The sequence below is a fragment of the Algorimicrobium echini genome, from assembly GCF_900115185.1.
GTDB classification, from domain to species: domain Bacteria; phylum Bacteroidota; class Bacteroidia; order Flavobacteriales; family Flavobacteriaceae; genus Algorimicrobium; species Algorimicrobium echini.
The window spans coordinates 76,217-93,979 of the sequence record NZ_FOVN01000002.1; the positions used below are offsets into that span (position 1 = coordinate 76,217).

The 17,763-nt window shown below is 32.5% G+C and carries 16 protein-coding genes and 1 tRNA gene; 10 read left to right on the forward strand and 7 right to left on the reverse strand.

Translation table 11 applies throughout. The annotated features are described in order from the left end of the window. Positions 1–41: 41 nt before the first annotated feature. Together BM239_RS06515 and BM239_RS06520 are read right to left on the reverse strand one after the other, a co-directional pair. Positions 42–572, reverse strand: a complete 531-nt coding sequence (locus BM239_RS06515) for a KdsC family phosphatase (protein WP_092206872.1) — start codon at positions 570–572, stop codon at positions 42–44. 172 nt (positions 573–744) lie between these two features. Beyond that, a complete protein-coding gene (locus tag BM239_RS06520) occupies positions 745–1,566 on the reverse strand; it encodes a Rossmann-like and DUF2520 domain-containing protein (protein WP_317042725.1) in 822 nt (273 codons plus the stop codon). 18 nt (positions 1,567–1,584) lie between these two features. On the opposite strand from BM239_RS06520, the gene BM239_RS06525 reads away from it, so the two are divergent. The 3 genes from BM239_RS06525 (at position 1,585) to mscL (ending at position 5,778) form a co-directional block, all read left to right on the forward strand. After that, on the forward strand, positions 1,585–1,989 hold the full coding sequence (locus BM239_RS06525; protein ID WP_092206874.1) for a group III truncated hemoglobin: 405 nt from the start codon (positions 1,585–1,587) through the stop codon (positions 1,987–1,989). A gap of 123 nt (positions 1,990–2,112) precedes the next feature. Beyond that, a complete protein-coding gene (gene ccsA, locus BM239_RS06530; RefSeq protein ID WP_092206875.1) occupies positions 2,113–5,325 on the forward strand; it encodes a cytochrome c biogenesis protein CcsA in 3,213 nt (1,070 codons plus the stop codon). A gap of 12 nt (positions 5,326–5,337) precedes the next feature. Next, positions 5,338–5,778, forward strand: a complete 441-nt coding sequence (mscL, locus tag BM239_RS06535; RefSeq protein WP_092206876.1) for a large conductance mechanosensitive channel protein MscL — start codon at positions 5,338–5,340, stop codon at positions 5,776–5,778. A 10-nt stretch (positions 5,779–5,788) separates the two neighbouring features. Here the strand turns inward: mscL and BM239_RS06540 are convergent, their stop codons facing one another. After that, positions 5,789–6,160 (reverse strand): hypothetical protein, encoded by a 372-nt coding sequence (locus tag BM239_RS06540; protein WP_092206877.1) that lies wholly within the window; start codon positions 6,158–6,160, stop codon positions 5,789–5,791. 191 nt (positions 6,161–6,351) lie between these two features. Between BM239_RS06540 and BM239_RS06545 the strand changes: the two genes are divergently transcribed. From BM239_RS06545 to BM239_RS06555, 3 genes are all read left to right on the forward strand, one after another. Next, positions 6,352–7,515: a trans-sulfuration enzyme family protein gene (locus BM239_RS06545; RefSeq protein ID WP_092206878.1), complete on the forward strand. Its 1,164-nt coding sequence runs from the start codon at positions 6,352–6,354 to the stop codon at positions 7,513–7,515. Further along, complete coding sequence (gene bshB1 / locus BM239_RS06550) at positions 7,512–8,234, forward strand: bacillithiol biosynthesis deacetylase BshB1 (protein ID WP_092206879.1); 723 nt, start codon at positions 7,512–7,514, stop codon at positions 8,232–8,234. Before BM239_RS06545 ends, bshB1 begins: the two co-directional genes overlap by 4 nt. A 60-nt stretch (positions 8,235–8,294) precedes the next feature. Next, positions 8,295–8,370 (forward strand) — tRNA-His (locus BM239_RS06555). 182 nt (positions 8,371–8,552) lie between these two features. On the opposite strand, the gene BM239_RS06560 is transcribed toward BM239_RS06555, so the two are convergent. The 4 genes from BM239_RS06560 to BM239_RS06575 form a co-directional block, all read right to left on the reverse strand. After that, positions 8,553–10,109, reverse strand: coding sequence for a M28 family peptidase (locus tag BM239_RS06560; RefSeq protein ID WP_092206880.1), 1,557 nt, complete (start codon positions 10,107–10,109; stop codon positions 8,553–8,555). Positions 10,110–10,228: 119 nt separating this feature from the next. After that, positions 10,229–11,266, reverse strand: coding sequence for a M28 family peptidase (locus BM239_RS06565; protein WP_092206881.1), 1,038 nt, complete (start codon positions 11,264–11,266; stop codon positions 10,229–10,231). Positions 11,267–11,350: 84 nt separating this feature from the next. Then, entirely contained in the window at positions 11,351–11,740 is a 390-nt protein-coding gene (locus tag BM239_RS06570; protein ID WP_092206882.1) for an FUSC family protein, read from the reverse strand. Positions 11,741–11,747: 7 nt separating this feature from the next. After that, entirely contained in the window at positions 11,748–12,527 is a 780-nt protein-coding gene (locus BM239_RS06575; RefSeq protein ID WP_092206883.1) for a DUF3108 domain-containing protein, read from the reverse strand. A gap of 256 nt (positions 12,528–12,783) precedes the next feature. Between BM239_RS06575 and BM239_RS06580 the strand changes: the two genes are divergently transcribed. From BM239_RS06580 to BM239_RS15405, 4 genes are all read left to right on the forward strand, one after another. Next, positions 12,784–13,236, forward strand: coding sequence for a hypothetical protein (locus BM239_RS06580; protein WP_092206884.1), 453 nt, complete (start codon positions 12,784–12,786; stop codon positions 13,234–13,236). Positions 13,237–13,578: 342 nt separating this feature from the next. Next, positions 13,579–14,880, forward strand: coding sequence for a hypothetical protein (locus tag BM239_RS06585; protein WP_092206885.1), 1,302 nt, complete (start codon positions 13,579–13,581; stop codon positions 14,878–14,880). A 153-nt stretch (positions 14,881–15,033) separates the two neighbouring features. Then, positions 15,034–16,494 (forward strand): T9SS type B sorting domain-containing protein, encoded by a 1,461-nt coding sequence (locus BM239_RS06590; RefSeq protein WP_092206886.1) that lies wholly within the window; start codon positions 15,034–15,036, stop codon positions 16,492–16,494. A 1-nt stretch (position 16,495) separates the two neighbouring features. Then, positions 16,496–17,763, forward strand: a 1,268-nt coding sequence (locus BM239_RS15405; protein ID WP_177208994.1) for a PorP/SprF family type IX secretion system membrane protein, incomplete at its 3' end; no start/stop codon positions are given.

Here is a 17,763-nt window from a genome sequence, read left to right on the forward strand (position 1 = left end):
TGTTTGGTAATAAATTTTATTTAAATGAAAGGACTTAAAAATTAATCGTATTTGGCATCAAAATTTCCTTGCCAATTATCTTGAACTTTTAATACTTGTTCAATAACATCTCGAACAGCACCTTGACCGCCATTTTTATGGGAAATATATTTTGAAATTACTTTAATTTCTGGAACAGCATCTTGTGGGCAACATGGTAAACCAACACGTTTCATAACTGGATAATCAGGAATGTCATCACCCATATACAACACATTTTCCAGTTTGATATTTTTTTGAGATAGGTATAAATTTAGCTGCTCAATTTTATCGTGCGATCCTAAAAAAATGTCTTTAATACCTAAACCCTCTAATCGAATACGAACGCCTTCATTGGAACCGCCAGAAATAATACAAATATTATATCCCTTACTATTGGCAGTTTTTAGTGCATAACCATCTTTGATATTCATGGTTCGTAGCATTTCTCCAGATGTTAAAACGTTAACAGTTCCATCGGTTAAAACGCCATCAACATCAAAAATAAATGTGGTTATGTGTTCTAAATATTCTTTATAACTTTTCGTTTCCATGGTATGTTTTATAGATTAATAAGAAAATGAATTATGTTTAAATGAGTTAGTAAAGTAATGCACTATTTTTTAATAAGATTAAATTTTAAGATATCTGCTTTATAACCCATAATCTAATGCTATTATCAAGCGCCATGGTTTTTTAAAACAATCGATAGTCATTTTATAAACATCAATTAGTCAGCTTTTTATTGTAAACACCTTGCGTTTTTTTTATGGATGCTGTTAATAGTTTGTAAATTGCTTGATGCTGTTCGTCTTTGAGCATTTTTAAGTGTTGTTTTATTGTTTTTTTATCGTTGCGTTTAGCTGGTCCTGTTTGTGCTAAATACGGTGAAATATTCTGAACTTTATTTGCCGTTTCTAAAATAAGTGGTTTTAAAATATCAAACTCGACACCTTCAGATTCAGTAATTTCGTGAGCTACTCGATATAACTGATTTGTAAAATTATTAACAAAAACAGCTGCTAAATGCAAGGCTCTCCTTTGGTCGGTATTTACTTTATGAGTTTTACAGCCCATGCTTTTACCGAGTAATTTTAATAGAGGTGAATCTTTTTTTCCAATAGTCTCAATACAAATAGGAACTGTTTCCATAGCAACAGGAACATCTTTAGAAAATGTTTGTAAAGGGTAAAATACGCCACGACGGTTTTTTTTGTCAATATCATAAACACTAACACTTCCAGAAGTATGAACAACAAATCTATTTTCAAAAGGTAGTTTTTCAGACAATTCCGCAATAGCATCATCACTTACCGAAATAATATATATATCGGCTGGTTTTAGCATTGCTAAATTGTCTATTGTTTCAACGTCACTCTGAAACATTGCCAATTTTCTAATATCTCTGTTATACCATTGTACAACAGAAATAGTTTTCGCGTTAACAAACGACTTGTACAAATGAGTGGCCACATTACCTGCGCCTAAAATACTTACTGAAATCATAGGGCTAAAATAGCGAAGTCTTACTTGAAATAAAAACAACATTCCTATCTTTGTACCGTTATGGATAAAAAAAATATAGAAACACGTGATGATGTTTTTCTTCTAGTATCTTCATTTTATGAAAAAGTGCGTGCCGATGAATTTTTAGGGCCGTTTTTTAATCGGGTAATTACGGATTGGGATGCGCATATTGAGCGTTTAACTACGTTTTGGGAAACGAGTTTATTTATGACTCGTAAACTAGAAAAAAAATACTATGGAAATCCTTTAGAGGTTCATGTTCAGGTAGATAAAGAAAATAACCATACCATTACTGAACACCACTTTGGTGCATGGCTCAATTTATGGTTTCAAACCATTGACGAACATTTTGAAGGTGAGGTAGCTGATAATGCCAAACGTCGTGCTAGAAAAATGGGTAGTTTTATGTATTTAAATATCTTTCAGGCACGACAAAAGCCATAATTTTTTCGTGACTTATTTCTTTTTAATTTCGTTTAAAAGTTAACATAAAAGTCTTGCTTATTTGCTGTAATTAATAAAACAAAAGCCTTAAATTTGCACAATTCAATTTTTGAGTCTCAAGTTATGCAAAATAAACTCGCAAAATTCCTATTTTCTACCCGTTTAACATCTGTATTATTTATTGTATTTGCCGCAGCAATGGCAATAGGCACGTTTATGGATGCAGGACAAGATACATCGCCAACGCCTTACACCCGAAATCTGATTTATAACACTTGGTGGTTTGAAGGCATTATGTTGGTATTTGTAATTAATTTTTTAGGAAATATTAAAAAATACCGTCTGTGGCGAAAAGAACAATGGGCAACATTAACGCTACATTTATCATTTATTTTAATCATTTTAGGTGCTGGTATTACTAGATATATTGGTTTTGAAGGCATGATGGCCATTCGTGAAGGCGATACAGAAAATTCATTCCTAACACAAAAAACATACATCACAGCCTATATTGATGGTGATTATATGGTTGATGGCATGGCGCAACGAAAAATTATTGAAGAAGCGGTAGATTTTTCTCCAAGATTGGAAAATGAGTTTTCATATACTACAGACTATAATGGGCAAGAAGTTTCACTGGAGTTAGAAAAATATATTGGTGGAGCCGAATTAGATGTCGTTCCTAATGATACAGGTGAAGAGTATTTAAAAATAGTGGAATCTGGAGGTGGCGCACCACATAATCATTTTTTAAAAGTTGGCGAAACGCAAAGTTTGCATAATATACTTTTTTCTTTAAATAAACCACAAGATGGCGCAGTAAATATTACTTATAAAGATGGTGAGTTAAGTATTCAATCTCCCTTTGAAGGTGAGTATATGACTATGGCAACGGGACAAACAGGGAAATTGGTAAAGGATAGCTTGCAGCCGCTTATTTTACGGTCGCGTTATGTTATTGGTAACTTGCAGATGGTGTTTCCAAAACCAGTTATAAAAGGTGATTTTGATATTGTTAAAAAATCGCAATTGCTTCGTGGTGATGAAAATGGAGCGGTTATAAAAGTTACTTCAGGAGGTGAAACTAAGCGTATAAAATTGCTTGGAGGTCAAGGGTATAGTAAGCCTTTTGAGCAAGTGAAAATTGGCGGTTTAGATATTGCTATTAAATATGGATCTAAAGTTTTAGAGTTACCGTTTAGTATTAAATTGAACGATTTTATTGCTGATAAATATCCAGGAACTGACAAAAGTTATTCGGCATTTGCCAGCGAAGTTACTGTAATTGACAAGGAGGAAGGCGATTTTAATTATCGCATTTTTATGAATAATATTTTAGATCATCGTGGCTATCGGTTCTTTCAAGCAGGATTTGATCCTGATGAATTAGGAACCAAACTGTCAGTAAATCATGATATGCTTGGCACTTGGGTTACATATATTGGTTACATATTATTATACATTGGTCTAATGGCCATCCTTTTTGATAAAAATACACGTTTTGGCGATTTAGAGCGAAAATTAACCGCTATAAAGAACAAAAAGAAAAGTCAGTTAAAATCAAAAGTACTTAGTGTTTTTATTTTGGCTTTTACCGTAAGTGGTTTTGCCCAAGGACATGATCCAGATGATGGACATGACCATAACAACGGTAGGCCAACAAAAACTCAAATAGATTCTGTATTAGCAGCAAATATCACACCTAAAGCGCATGCAGATAAGTTTGGTCATTTAGTGATTCAGGATATTGGTGGACGTATGATGCCTGTTAATACCTTCGCATCTGAAATGCTTCGTAAGTTAAGTAAACACGATACTTATGAGGATTTTGATGCCAATCAAGTTTTCTTATCCATACAGGAAAGTCCATTGCTTTGGTATAATGTTCCTATAATTTATTTGAAACCTCAAAAAGGAGACTCTATTAGAAGTTTAATTGGCGTTCCAAAAGATCAAGATTATATAGCGTTAGTTGATTTCTTTACACCTGAAGGTAACTATAAGTTAGCTCCTTATTTAGAGGAGGCTTACAAAGCTCAAATTCCAAATGGACATCAAAAGGAATTCAAGGAAACGGATCAACGTGTTAATTTGTTATATAATACTATTGATGGCTATGCATTACGCATATTTCCAGTTCCAGATGATGAAAATAATAAATGGATTTCTTCGGTTGAATTTAGACGTGATGGCTACCGCGAACAAATTCAAGACTCACTTTATGGGAATTTTATAAATAATGGATTTAGTGCTTATTTAATGACATTAAATATGGCTAAAAAATCAGGAGATTTTTCTAAAGCAAATGAAATTTTAGAATCCTTTACTAAAACGCAGAAAAAATATGGCAGCGATGTGATGATTTCTGATAAAAAGGTAAAAACTGAAATTCTTTATAACCATTATGACGTATTTAAGAATTTGTTTAGTTGGTACATGTATGCTGCTGCATTAATGTTTGTTTTATTAATTGTTCAGATCTTCAAGGAAAATAACAAAGCAATAAACGTTTCGGTTACTGTATTTAAATTTATTATAATTGGTTTATTTGCTTTACATACTTTAGGTTTAATTGTTCGTTGGTATATTTCAGGACATGCGCCATGGAGTGATGCGTATGAGTCTATGATATATGTAGCTTGGGCTACTATGTTTTTTGGATTAGCTTTTGGAAAACGAAGTGATTTAACCATTGCTGCTACGGCATTTGTAACTGCAATGATATTAATGGTAGCTCATTGGAATTGGATGGATCCTGCCATTGCCAACTTACAGCCTGTGTTAGATAGCTATTGGTTAATGATTCACGTGGCTGTAATTGTGGCAAGTTATGGACCATTTACACTAGGAATGATTTTAGGTGTAGTTGTTTTATTATTAATGATATTCACAACTAAAGACAATAAAGATAAATTACTAATAAATATTAAAGAGTTAACCATTATAAATGAAATGGCTCTAACTGTAGGGTTGGTTATGCTGACTATTGGTAATTTTTTAGGAGGTATGTGGGCCAATGAAAGTTGGGGACGTTATTGGGGTTGGGATCCAAAGGAAACTTGGGCTTTAATAAGTATTATGATTTATGCTTTTGTTATTCACATGAGGTTGGTGCCTGGACTTCGTAGTCGTTTTGGTTTCAATTTAGCTTCAATTCTTGCTTTTTCTAGTATTATGATGACGTATTTTGGTGTAAACTTCTACCTAGCTGGATTGCATTCCTACGCAAGTGGTGATCAAATTGTGAGTGTTAAATTTATAGCAATAGCCTTCGGAATTGTAGCTGTTTTAGGATTCTTTGCTTACAGAAAATACGCTAAATTTTACAAGAAATAACAGGCTATAAACATGAAGTTTTTAAAGGAGTTTAAAGAGTTTGCCGTAAAAGGTAACATGATGGACATGGCCATCGGTATCATTATAGGAGCAGCTTTTAATAAGTTGGTTGATGTATTAGTTAAGCAAGTATTTTTACCACCTTTATCTTTGTTGGTTGATGGTGTAAATTTACAAGACAAACGTATAATTTTACGTCAGGCAGTTCTGAATAATTCAGGAGAAACGGTAGTTGATGAAGTTGCTATTGGTTATGGTGCCTTTAGTGAAGCTTTTTTAGATTTTTTAATTGTAGGGTTTACTATTTTTATAATTGTAAAGTTTTTAAATAGATTACGCAATAAATCGCAAGATCCGAAAAACAAAACTGTTGCCACACCAAAAGATATTGAGTTGCTCACTAAATTAACAGATTTAATGGAGGAACAAAATAAATTACTTAAATCTAAATAGGAGGTAAGCTTTACAGTTTAATAAGGTCTTTATCCATATTTAAATCGTCCAACATGTCTTGTGTAAACTTGTAATGACCACGACGCGTAATAATTCTGAAACGATGATCTTTCATACGTGTTAATACATCTAAAAAACGCCATTTAGATTTAAGTAAAATCTGTTCGTCAGATTTTAAGCTAATTTCAAAATAATGTTTTCTTCCAGCTTTTTCAGCAACAATATTTGGCGTAATAGTTACATCAGAACCCTTTTTATGATAGGATTTAGGTGATTCATAACCTTCCATATCGGCTTTGATGTTGTAATAACCTAAATTCTCTAAATAGGTTAAAGATTCTTTTAAAAATGTGGTACTTTCTTGTAGTTCTGTTGAAGTCATAATCGTAAATATAATGAAAATTTTACAATTATTTTTTAAAAATATGTTAAAAGCCTCATTATCAATCTAATATTTTTATTTCATATAACTTTGGCATAAATATCTATGAATTAATGCTTAAAACGAAGACTAATTGTGAAGGATTAGATTGAGATTATTTGTAATTTAGTTTTTTAAAAAAACACGAATTTATGAAGCACTCTAAATACGGTATAAATACGATTTGTACTCATATAGGTGAGATTGAAGATAAGCAGTTTAAAGGTGCTGTTTCACCAATATATGTTTCAACATCCTATGAGTTTGATGACGTAGCTGTAAAACGCTATCCAAGATATTTTAATACGCCAAACCAAGAACATCTTGCTAAAAAAATAGCAACTTTAGAACATACAGAGTCGGCATTAATTTTTGGTTCTGGAATGGCAGCGTTAAGTGCTCTTTTTTTAACCTTTCTTAAATCTGGAGACCATTTAGTGGTTCAAAACACTTTATATGGAGGTGCCAGTCATTTTATCCGTGAAGAGTTCCCTAAATATGGTATTGAATTTACTTTTACAGATGGTTACCAGGTATCTGACTTTGCAGCGGCTATAAAACCTAATACCAAACTAATTCATATAGAAACACCTTCAAACCCATTACTTACTATAACGGATATAAAGGGTATAGCAGAATTAGGTAAGACTCATAATATATTAACGAGTATCGACAATACATTTGCTAGCCCAATTAACCAAAATCCAATTGATTTTGGCATCGATATTATTATGCATTCAGCTACTAAATATTTAGGAGGGCATAGTGATATTTTGGCAGGAGCATTAGCGGCTTCAGATGAGTTAATTGGACAAATTTGGCATGTAGCTAAAAACTTTGGTGGTAATTTAAGTGATTACACTGTTTGGATGTTGGAACGTAGTATGAAAACCTTGGCGCTACGCGTTAAAAAACAAACAAAAAATGCTGAAAAATTAGCTTCTTATTTGGAAAAACACCCAGATGTTAAAGCTGTTTTTTATCCAGGACTTAAATCTCATCCGCAATATGATTTAGCTAAATCGCAAATGCATGGTTTTGGAGCAATGATGTCCTTTGAGCTACAAGGGCATTTAGACGCTTTAAAGTTTCAAAAGCATTTAAAACTTATTAAATCGTCCATGAGTTTAGCAGGTGTGGAAAGTACAGTTTTATCGCCATATTTAACGTCTCATGCACTTTTAACACAGGAGGAACGAGATGCTATTGGTATTAGTAATCAGTTAATTCGTTTTTCGGTTGGCATTGAATCAAAAAAAGATTTAATAGATGATATCGAACAGGCTATTTTAAAAACGAAAACAGAAGCAATATGAAGTTAGATATTTTAGCTATTGGTGCTCATCCTGATGATGTAGAGTTAGGATGTGGAGGAACTATAGCAAAGGAAATAGCCAATGGAAAAAAAGTTGGTATAATTGATTTAACACGTGGCGAGCTAGGAACCCGAGGGACTGCTGAAACGCGGGATAATGAGGCGGCTCATGCGGCGCAAATATTGGGTGTAAGCATAAGAGATAATATGGAGTTTGCAGACGGATTTTTTATAAACGACCGTAAACATCAAATAGAGATTATTAAAATGATTCGTAAGTACAGGCCAGAAATTGTGCTTTGTAATGCAGTAACAGATAGACATATTGATCATGGAAAAGGGAGTCAATTAGTTAGTGACGCTTGTTTTTTAAGCGGTTTGCTTAAAATTGACACTAAATGTGAAGACTTTGATGGTTATCAAGAACCCTGGAGACCAAAGTTTGTTTATCATTACATACAATGGAAACATATAGAACCTGATTTTGTAGTTGATATTTCTGATTATATAGAAAAAAAATTAGAAGCTGTTTATGCGTATAAAACCCAGTTTTTTAATGCTAAAAGTAAAGAGCCTGAAACACCTATTTCAAGTAAGAATTTCACTGATAGTGTGGACTATAGAGCTAGAGATTTAGGCAGAATTGTTGGTGTTAATCATGCTGAAGGATTTACAGTAGAGCGCTATCCAGCTGTAAAAAGTTTGTTTGATTTAAAATAATTTTGAAAAAAAACTTTGTAGAAAAAAGGATTTAAATTACATTTGCACACCTATTAAAATGGTGGTTGTAGCTCAGCTGGTTAGAGCATTGGTTTGTGGTACCAAGGGTCGCGGGTTCGAATCCCGTCTTCCACCCAAAATGATAAAGCCTTTCAGATTTCTGAAAGGCTTTTTTTGTTGCTATTACCTTGTTTTATTGAGCTCTTTCAAATGACTAAAGAGCGCATAAAATATACATGTTTAAGATTTGTTTACAGTAAAAAAAATAGCCTTTTAGATGTTGTCTAAAAGGCTATTTTAATACTTTATGTTTTAATGTTATTCAACGATCTTATCTACTTTTATTCTGTTGTCACGGTTTGCTAACTCCCATGCTGTGTAAAATACGAGTCTGGTTCTGTTTTCTAATAAATCATAACGGATTTTATCTGGTGTGTCACTTGGCTTATGATAATCATCATGCGTTCCATTAAAATAAAAGATTACAGGAATATTATTTTTAGCAAAATTGTAATGATCTGAACGGTAGTAAAAACGATTAGGGTCATTTTCATCATTGAACGTGTAGTCTAATTCAATATTCATATAAGTTTTATTAACTTCTTCAGAGATATTGTGTAATTCGGTACTTAATTTATCACTACCAATTAAATAAATATAATTATCGGAACCTTCAGTACGTTTTGGATCCGTACGGCCAATCATATCAATATTTAAATCGGCTACCGTATTTGCTAACGGAAAAATAGGATCTGTATCTGTATAGTAACGGGAACCTAAAAGGCCTTTTTCTTCACCAGTAACATGTAAAAATAATATGGAACGTTTTGGTCTGTGTCCATTATTAACTGCTGCTTTAAACGCTTCAGCAATTTCTACTACAGCTACAGTACCAGAACCGTCATCATCAGCTCCATTATAGATTTCGCCATTTTTAATGCCTTCATGATCTAAATGTGCCGAAATAACAATAATTTCATCTGGTTTTTCAGAGCCTTTAATAAAAGCAGCAACATTTTCAGAAGAGAATTCATTAGAAGCATTAATATACTCAACATTCATTGGTACATCAAGTGTTTCTGATTTGGTAGCTGTTTCAATTGTTGGTAGAATAGCTTTGGCTAAATCTGTATTAATTAAAAAGTAAAACATGGTATCAGCATCTCCTCTTAAAGACATTCTTCCGCTAGAACCACCAAATCGTTGAGCTGCCATAGCATAAATTTCAGGGTAATAGAATAAAACAGCAGCAGCACCACGATCTTTTGCTGCATCGCGTTTTGCTGCATATTCTTGTCTGAAATTAGACCATTTTGAACTTTCATCCGTTCCACTAATCACATAGTTTCCATCTGCCATTTTTGGTTCGCCAGATTTAATTAAAACCACTTTACCTTTTATGTTAAGGTTTGCGTAACTATTATACTTTTCATCATCAATTCCATAGTCTGCAAAAACAATATCATTAACTGATAATGATCCATTGTTAGATGTTGAAGCGGAAACAAAATCATCAACCATTTTAAATTCTTTCCCATTAACAGTTAAGTTCACTTTAGGTGCTTCCATAACTTCTAGAGGGACATTTTGAAAATAGTTACCGTCTTGTTTTGCTGCGGGAACATCCATTGAAATGTATTGTTGCTTTAAATATTCAACAGCCATTTTCTGACCTTTATCGCCAGTGTTCCTGCCTTCAAATTCATCAGAAGCATAAGTATATAACATATCTTTTAATTCCGCAGATGTTATAGTATTGGCGTATTCAATAGGATTTGCAGGTTCAGATGCTTTAGTAGCAACTTGTTTTTCCTGTGTTGATCCGCAACTAAATGCTAAAAGAGTAGCACTTAAAAAAATGACTGTTTTTTTCATAATAATAGGTCAGTAATATTAATTGTTTAATAAAATAAAAGGTGTGATATGCGATATTACGAAAAAACCACTCATTTCAATTAAAAGTCTATTTACATTTAACAAACTTTAACACGCCATTACATGTCATCATTATGAATTAAATCATGTTCCTTATTGGCTAAATGCCATGCTGTAATAAAAATGAGTTGAGCTCTTTTTGCTAGCAATTCGTATTCAATTTTATCTGGTGTATCAGTTGCTTCATGGTAATCTTGATGCTCGCCATTAAAATAGAAAATAACAGGAATATTATGCAAAGCAAATTTATAGTGATCTGATCTGAAATAATAACGGTTATGGTCGTTTTCGTCATTATAGGTATAATCTAAATCTAAATTAAAATAGGTGTTATTTACTTTTTCAGATATAAAGTGTAGTTCTTTACTAATCCTATCTGCTCCAATAAGGTAAATATAATTTGGGTTTGCTTGGTGTTTTTCGTCAACTCTACCTATCATATCAATATTTAAATTGGCAATGGTATTGTCTAAATCGAAAATTGGATTTTCAATATAATAACGAGAACCGTAAAGACCCAACTCTTCGCCTGTTACATGTAAAAACAAAATACTGCGTTTAGGTAAAATGCCATCATTTGCTGCTAATTGAAAGGCTTGTGCCATTTCCATAAGTGCTGTTGTACCAGATCCGTTATCATCTGCACCGTTAAAAATTTGGTTGTTTTCAATTCCTAAATGGTCTAAATGTGCAGATATTATAACAACTTCGTTTGGTTTTTCAGCGCCTTTAATGAAGGCGAGTACATTTTCAGTTGATTTTATATTATTGGGTAAATAGTCTTTTGAAATAGATTGGTAGTAAATAGAATCCTTGATGGGTGAAGGGATATTTTGAGACTGATAGTATGTTTTTAAAAATTGTGCAGCTTTTTTCAGACCTGGTTCTCCGGTTTTTCGGCCCTCAAAGGCATTGGAAGCGTAGGTGTACAGGTGGGTTTTTAATTCCTTGGCTGTAATGGTATTAGCATAGCGCATAACCGTAACACTATCGGCTAATTGGATATTGTTTTTTATGTTTTCAATTTTTGTTGAATATCGGGTTGTGGCACAAGAACCAACTAATGTAAGTGCCGAAGCAATAACAAGTCCTTTCATTAATAGCATTTTAGCTTATAAATAAAGCAAAAAAAAAGATAATACCGAAGTATTATCTTTCAAAATTGTAAGATAATAATGTCATTAGATTTCCATGTCAATATCTTCTATATCAATTTCTTCAACCTCTAAGTCCTCTAAATCTATGTCCTCAATATCTAAATCTTCCAACTCTTCAATGGCTTCTTCTTCAGATTTTTGTTCTGTTTCTTCCAATTGTTCTGTATTACCAACCTCTGAAGTACTAAATATTGCCTTGTAAGTAGTTAAAGATAATGCGATTATGGTGAGTAAAAAAGCAAGCTTAATACTGTGTTTTGGTTTATTATGCTTGTTAGATAAATAAAAGCTTATTAAACCAAATACAAGTGCTAATATGGCAGGTATGAATGCCAGGTTTGATAATGGTAAAACCGATAGAATAACCGCTAAAACGGCTGCAATTAAACTTAAAATTATAAATAGTTTTCTCATAATAGTTTTAGTTTTTTAATCCAGAAGCCGATTTAATTTTTAATTCTCCGTTGCCAACAGCAATTTTAAATTTGGCAAAGACAGGCACTTTATTTGAATCAGCAGTTAACCACAATAAATTATCATTAGAACCTTTCAATACGGAACTGTTAGTTACTGAAATTCCTAATTTGTAACAAGATTTTTTACCTATTGCTGTATTTATGGCTTCGGTCCCTAAATACACTACTGTAATTTTATATTCTTTATTATCAAAAAGTACTGTTAATGGAAAACTTTTACCACTTGTGGCTTGATCTAAATTTAAATTTCGAATTTTATAGATAGTTGTTACTATATCATTGGTAGAACTACCTATATTTAAATTTTTCTTTTCTTCCCAAATCGTACCATCACCACGACGTTTTTTCTTGATACTTTCAACTGTTTTAGTCTTATGTTTAAATTTATATTGCATAAACTTATAATAGCCACCTTCATTAATATCACGTTTATATAGGTATGGTGTTAAGGTTGTTGGACTCACATAACTTTCATATAAGTCGCGAATTTTAAAAAAATTATCCCATTTACTGTAAGTGGTTGCGGTGCATTTTAAGCGTAGCAATGTGGCTTTTGATGTTTTAACTGGACTGGTTTCCATCGTTACTTCAGCTAAATCGGTCATAATCCCAGACATGTTATAGGCAGCTGTAAATTTTAATGTTTCAGTCATTGAAACCGCTGTGTTTTGCGTAAAACCTAGTGTGGATGCAAAAAGCAGCAAAAGGACAAAATATTTATACATATAGTTTAGTTTTTAATATAACGAAGGTACTAACATTTATTGTGCCGTAAATATATAAGGTTGAAAAAAATATTATCATTTTAAGTATTGAAGATATTCTTAAAGTTTTCTTAAATATATAATTTTCTGAATGTTAGAGAATCAATTTCTCGTCATAAACATAAAAATGTTGTACAAACATGAAATAATCGACAAAATGCTTGTTTTTTTCGTTTAATTACATAAATTTGTGATATTAAACCCCTAAATCTACAACATGAAATCTAAAATTACTCTATTTTGTTTAACCTGTCTCTTAATGGCAGGCGTTGCAACTGCTCAAAATAAAGATGCCCCAAAAAGTATTATTAGCCAAGATGTTGGTATTTCTAAATATCATGATAGAAAAGAACTTGAGCAGATGCAAAAAGGTGTTTTGCTTGGACTATATAATGAACGGATTGAAATTATCATTAAAATTTTACCGTATATCGCTTTTGCAACAAAGCCTGGTGTAACCATGTCTACTTTTGGTATTCCAGATACGAAAGACAATAGAACGGCATTAGATACCCAAATTGATGCTACTAGAGATTACTTTTTAAGTACTATGGATTTTCAGAATAAAATTTTGCCCTATTCCGATAGATCTAATTTAATTGCTGCAATCTTGTTCTATGAGGAAACCTTAAAGGCGCTTCATATTTATAGCGAAAACAACAGATTCTAGTTTATTATAAAGAAACTAAAATTTTGTTATATAATCTGTTTTCTCATTTAATGTTATAATTCATACCTTTTATTAGTGTATCAATTTACAGTTTTCTGGAAATCATTTTATAGAAGCAGGACTTAAACAAAGATATCATCTTCTTTATCAAGCCCAACTTGAAGTATATATTACAATTCATGCAGCCTAAATCAAGAAGTAACACCAATTCTGTAAGAAAATACTTTAAAAACAAATTGATTTATGTATTTCGTCGTTATTATTTGTGTTTGGTGGAATTTATATTTATGTTTGATTTATAATAAAAAGAATATTTATGATTAATAAATAACTATTTTAACTATGAAAAATTTGCCCCAACTCTTATGCATTTTTTTATTAGTGTTTTCTAATTCTTTCTCCCAACAAGAAAAAGGGATTATTGGCACTAGTAATTGGTTAGATTCTTGGACAGAATTTAAACCTGAATTAAACGAATACCGTGAAGCCACAGAAATTTTAACTGGAACAATTACAACCGATACCAAATTGGTAAAGAAAAACACCTATTTGCTATTAGGAAATGTTTTTGTTACTAATGGTGCCACACTATTTATAGAACCTGGAACTGTTATTATTGGAGATTTTAAATCTCATGGTTCATTAATCATTTCCAAAGGCGCAACCATTATAGCAGATGGCTTGGCCACAGACCCTATAGTTTTTACTTCTAATAGAAGTGTAAAAAAAGCTGGCGATTGGGGCGGAATCATTATTTTAGGAGATGCACCTATTAATAAATATGGAAATGGTTCATCTGTGAATTACGATTTTAAGGCTGCTTCTTATGATCATATTAGCTATGGAGGCGAAAACACAGAAAGTAATTCAGGTATTTTGCGTTATGTAAGAATTGAATATGCTGGAAAAAAATTAAAAGACGGTGATAATTTTAATGCCTTACTATTGGCAGGTGTTGGTAGCCAAACAGTATTAGAAAATATCATGGTTAGTTTTTCTGCTGGTAATTCTTTCGATGTGTATGGCGGACAAGTAAATATAAGTCAAGCCGTTTCTTACAAATCTAATAGAATAGACTATAATTTTAATTATGGAGCACAAAGTAATTTATACAATTCCTTGGCTGTTAGATCATCATATGTGTCTAGTCCTGATGGTTCTAGATGCTTAAATGTGGCTTCTTTTAAAAACGACAGAGAAGAAATTGACTTTTCAAAAAAGCAGACTTCAGTTTTAGCTACTAACTTAACATTCATAAATGCCAGTAACAAACTACAATCTGAAATAGAACTAGGTTTAGTTAAAGAAGCTATTTTTATAGATGAATTTGCTGAATTAGATATGAATAAAAGTGTCATTTCCGGGTTTAATCCTGCTGTACTTTTGGCAAATAAAATTCCAATTAATAGCGAAACGTTGGATAAAGTGAGATTTACAGAAATGTATTTCAATAATTGCAACGGAAACATTTTTACGGAATATAAATCTAATAATGAAGATTTAGAAAGCTGGTATGGAAATAGTAGTTTCTTTAATGTCTACTCTAAAGGTATGGATGTTGAAACATTTATAGATATAACGGATTCCAGAAAACCTGATTACAGATTACGTATCAATAAAATTATAGCATCTAACGACGATTAATTTCTCAACTTTTAACAAACCCAATGTATTAAATGAATTTTCTTTTTTGATTTTTTGTTTAATTAATCCTATAAATAAATCTCCCTCAACTTTACAAACAGGACGTTTAGAAATAAACTCATGTTTAGTATAGATTACCAATATTGATAGCGTATGAATAAAACTACTTTTGTAAAAAAATCTTTTTTTGTATTGTGTTTTTTTGTTCTTATAAGTATTCAGAACACGAAAGCTCAAATAGCAATTGGTGTTCCAAATATTGGTTTTACACAGGCTTGTGCTAATGACTCATTTAACACATTTAATGTTACTTTTAGTTTTTCTCCTGAATCTGGATTAAACCCTACCAATCAATTCCAAGTGGAATTGTCAGATGCTACAGGAAGTTTTGCTACACCTACTGTGGTAGCTACTTCTACTGCAGGAGCAATTACAACTTCACCAGCTACTTTAAGTTTTGGTTTACCAACCAATACATCTGGTGAATCATACAGAATACGCATAAAAAGTACGGCTCCTGTTGCCACAAGCTCAGGGTCGTCTACATTTGCTGCTTACTATAAAATACAAGACACCCCGTTTTCAATTAACAATTTAATTCCAGTTGCTACCTATTGTGCAGGTGGAAGTTATGTTTTAACAATAGATAATCCTGGCACAGGATTAAACGATTCTCCTTTAAATTATCCATCATTAAATTTTAAGTGGTACCGAGCAACAGGTCCTTCAACTTCAGTCTTTGTAGCAGATGGTGAAACCTTAACGGTTAGTCAGCCAGGAACTTATTTTGTAGAAACAGACTATGGTACGTGTACCTCTGATTCGTTTTCTAATCGTGTTACGGTATCAGAATCTACTTCAGGCTCAACTACTGCCATTGTGTCTAGTTTGGGAAATCCGTTTTGTCCAGCTGGAGGTCCTACAACATTAACAACTACAGAAGGAAATAGTTATCAATGGTTTTTAAATGGTGAAGCTATTTCTGGTGCAACAAATCAAACTTTTAATACCACGGAATCAGGTACTTTTTCAGTTAATATTGATCTAGGCAGCTGTTCTACAACAGCTACTATTGATTTAGTGAGTGAAGGTTTTACAAGTGATTTAAATGTAAACGAAGTGAACACCATGGAGGAAGGAGATACATTATATGTGGAAGTAACGACTTCTGCTAATAATCCAGAGTTTCAATGGTATTTAAATGATATTCTTATTCCTGATGCCACTGAAAACACCTATGATGCTACTGACTTCGGAAATTATAAAGTTGTTATCAATCAAACAACAGGGTGTATAGTTTCAGAAGAGCTTTTATTTGAAATAGAAGCACCAGAAGATCTATTTCCTGAAGTAGCGAAAATTCCAAATATGATTAGCCCAAATGGCGATGGCATCAACGATACATGGATAATTCCTAATGACTATGTCAGTGGAACCAATACGGAAGTAATAATTATGGATGCTTACGGCAAGGTCTCATTAAAAACAACCGATTATCAAAATAATTGGCCAGAAAACGAAATCAATTTTAATAGTGTAAATCCTGTTTTTTACTATGTGATTACCACTACTGATAATAAAACCAAAAAAGGTTCAATAACTATTATAAAATAACATGAGAGCATTTTTACTCGTTCTAGCTATAACCTTGTGTACTACACAGTTTTCCTTTTCCCAGGAGGATGGTGTTGTGTCGTTAGCTATACCAGTAAGAAGTTCATTAAAATTTAATAGATATATAATAAATCCAACGTTCAGTTTTGTTAGAGAACAGAACACGTATATTAATATAACAAATAAAAGAGAATGGGTGCAATTTGAGGATGCACCAGTAAATTATTTAGTAAATTATACGGGTCGCTACAGTGAAAATATTGGTGTTGGTGTTGGCTTATTTCAACAAAATTATGGTGTTTTAACCACGTTTGGTGGTATTTTAAACTTTGCTTACAATGCCCAACTTCAAGCAGATAGTAATTTAACTTTTGGATTAAACCTTGGTTTTTATACCAGTAGTATTAATGAAGGAAATGTTATTACAAATCAGCCAGATCCTTCGTTAGATAATATTTCTAAAAACTCCATTTTTACAGTTAGTCCAGGTATCAATTACGGATTGGTGTTTTTCGATTTTGGGCTTTCGGTAAATAATATTGTTCAATACAATTTAAATACATCAGAAATAATTAAGGACGATCCACAACAAAGTATTCAGGCTCATATTATGTATACCGGATATATGAGTAGTCGAGGCTTTTTTGATGAAAGTAAATTTTCGGCCTTATTTAAATCAGAATTTAAAAAGGATCAAGCTATTTTTTCAGGTATTGCTATGTTAATGGTTCCAAGAGGTATTTGGGGGCAATTGGGCTATAATTCTGTTTATGGCATAACAGGAGGTATTGGAATGAATGTTACCAAACAAATCTCGTTGGAGTATAATTATGAAAAAGCCATAGGTGATTTAGCCACATTTGGTTCTTCACATGAATTTACCTTGGCTTATAAATTTAATACTAGAAACAGATTTAAATACAGTGGTGACGATAGGGAAGAAGCCTTACTAATTAAAAAACAGAAAAAGCGCACACTTGCTTCATCCAGCAAACCAAAGTTAGATGCTGAAGCTAGAGTAGAGTTGGCAGAACAAAGAGCTTTAGAATTAGAAGAAAAAAGATTAGCAATTGAAGCTAGAGCACTAGCCAGAGAAGAAGCTAGAGAGGAAGCCCGAATTGAAAGGGAAGCCAAAGCAAACGCATTGGCAGAATCAAAAACCAATACTAATACCCAAGTTCAGGCAGACGTTGATACAGTAACACAACAACAAGCTGAAGAGGAAGCTAGACTAGCAGCCGAAGCAGCAGCCCAACAACAAGCTGAAGA

Coding starts and splice junctions, on each gene's coding strand:
- BM239_RS06515 (WP_092206872.1), bottom strand. CDS start 572: ATGGAAACGAAAAGTTATAAAGAATATTTAGAACACATAACCACATTT.
- BM239_RS06520 (WP_317042725.1), bottom strand. CDS start 1,566: ATGTTGTTTTTATTTCAAGTAAGACTTCGCTATTTTAGCCCTATGATT.
- BM239_RS06525 (WP_092206874.1), top strand. CDS start 1,585: ATGGATAAAAAAAATATAGAAACACGTGATGATGTTTTTCTTCTAGTA.
- ccsA (WP_092206875.1), top strand. CDS start 2,113: ATGCAAAATAAACTCGCAAAATTCCTATTTTCTACCCGTTTAACATCT.
- mscL (WP_092206876.1), top strand. CDS start 5,338: ATGAAGTTTTTAAAGGAGTTTAAAGAGTTTGCCGTAAAAGGTAACATG.
- BM239_RS06540 (WP_092206877.1), bottom strand. CDS start 6,160: ATGACTTCAACAGAACTACAAGAAAGTACCACATTTTTAAAAGAATCT.
- BM239_RS06545 (WP_092206878.1), top strand. CDS start 6,352: ATGAAGCACTCTAAATACGGTATAAATACGATTTGTACTCATATAGGT.
- bshB1 (WP_092206879.1), top strand. CDS start 7,512: ATGAAGTTAGATATTTTAGCTATTGGTGCTCATCCTGATGATGTAGAG.
- BM239_RS06560 (WP_092206880.1), bottom strand. CDS start 10,109: ATGAAAAAAACAGTCATTTTTTTAAGTGCTACTCTTTTAGCATTTAGT.
- BM239_RS06565 (WP_092206881.1), bottom strand. CDS start 11,266: ATGAAAGGACTTGTTATTGCTTCGGCACTTACATTAGTTGGTTCTTGT.
- BM239_RS06570 (WP_092206882.1), bottom strand. CDS start 11,740: ATGAGAAAACTATTTATAATTTTAAGTTTAATTGCAGCCGTTTTAGCG.
- BM239_RS06575 (WP_092206883.1), bottom strand. CDS start 12,527: ATGTATAAATATTTTGTCCTTTTGCTGCTTTTTGCATCCACACTAGGT.
- BM239_RS06580 (WP_092206884.1), top strand. CDS start 12,784: ATGAAATCTAAAATTACTCTATTTTGTTTAACCTGTCTCTTAATGGCA.
- BM239_RS06585 (WP_092206885.1), top strand. CDS start 13,579: ATGAAAAATTTGCCCCAACTCTTATGCATTTTTTTATTAGTGTTTTCT.
- BM239_RS06590 (WP_092206886.1), top strand. CDS start 15,034: ATGAATAAAACTACTTTTGTAAAAAAATCTTTTTTTGTATTGTGTTTT.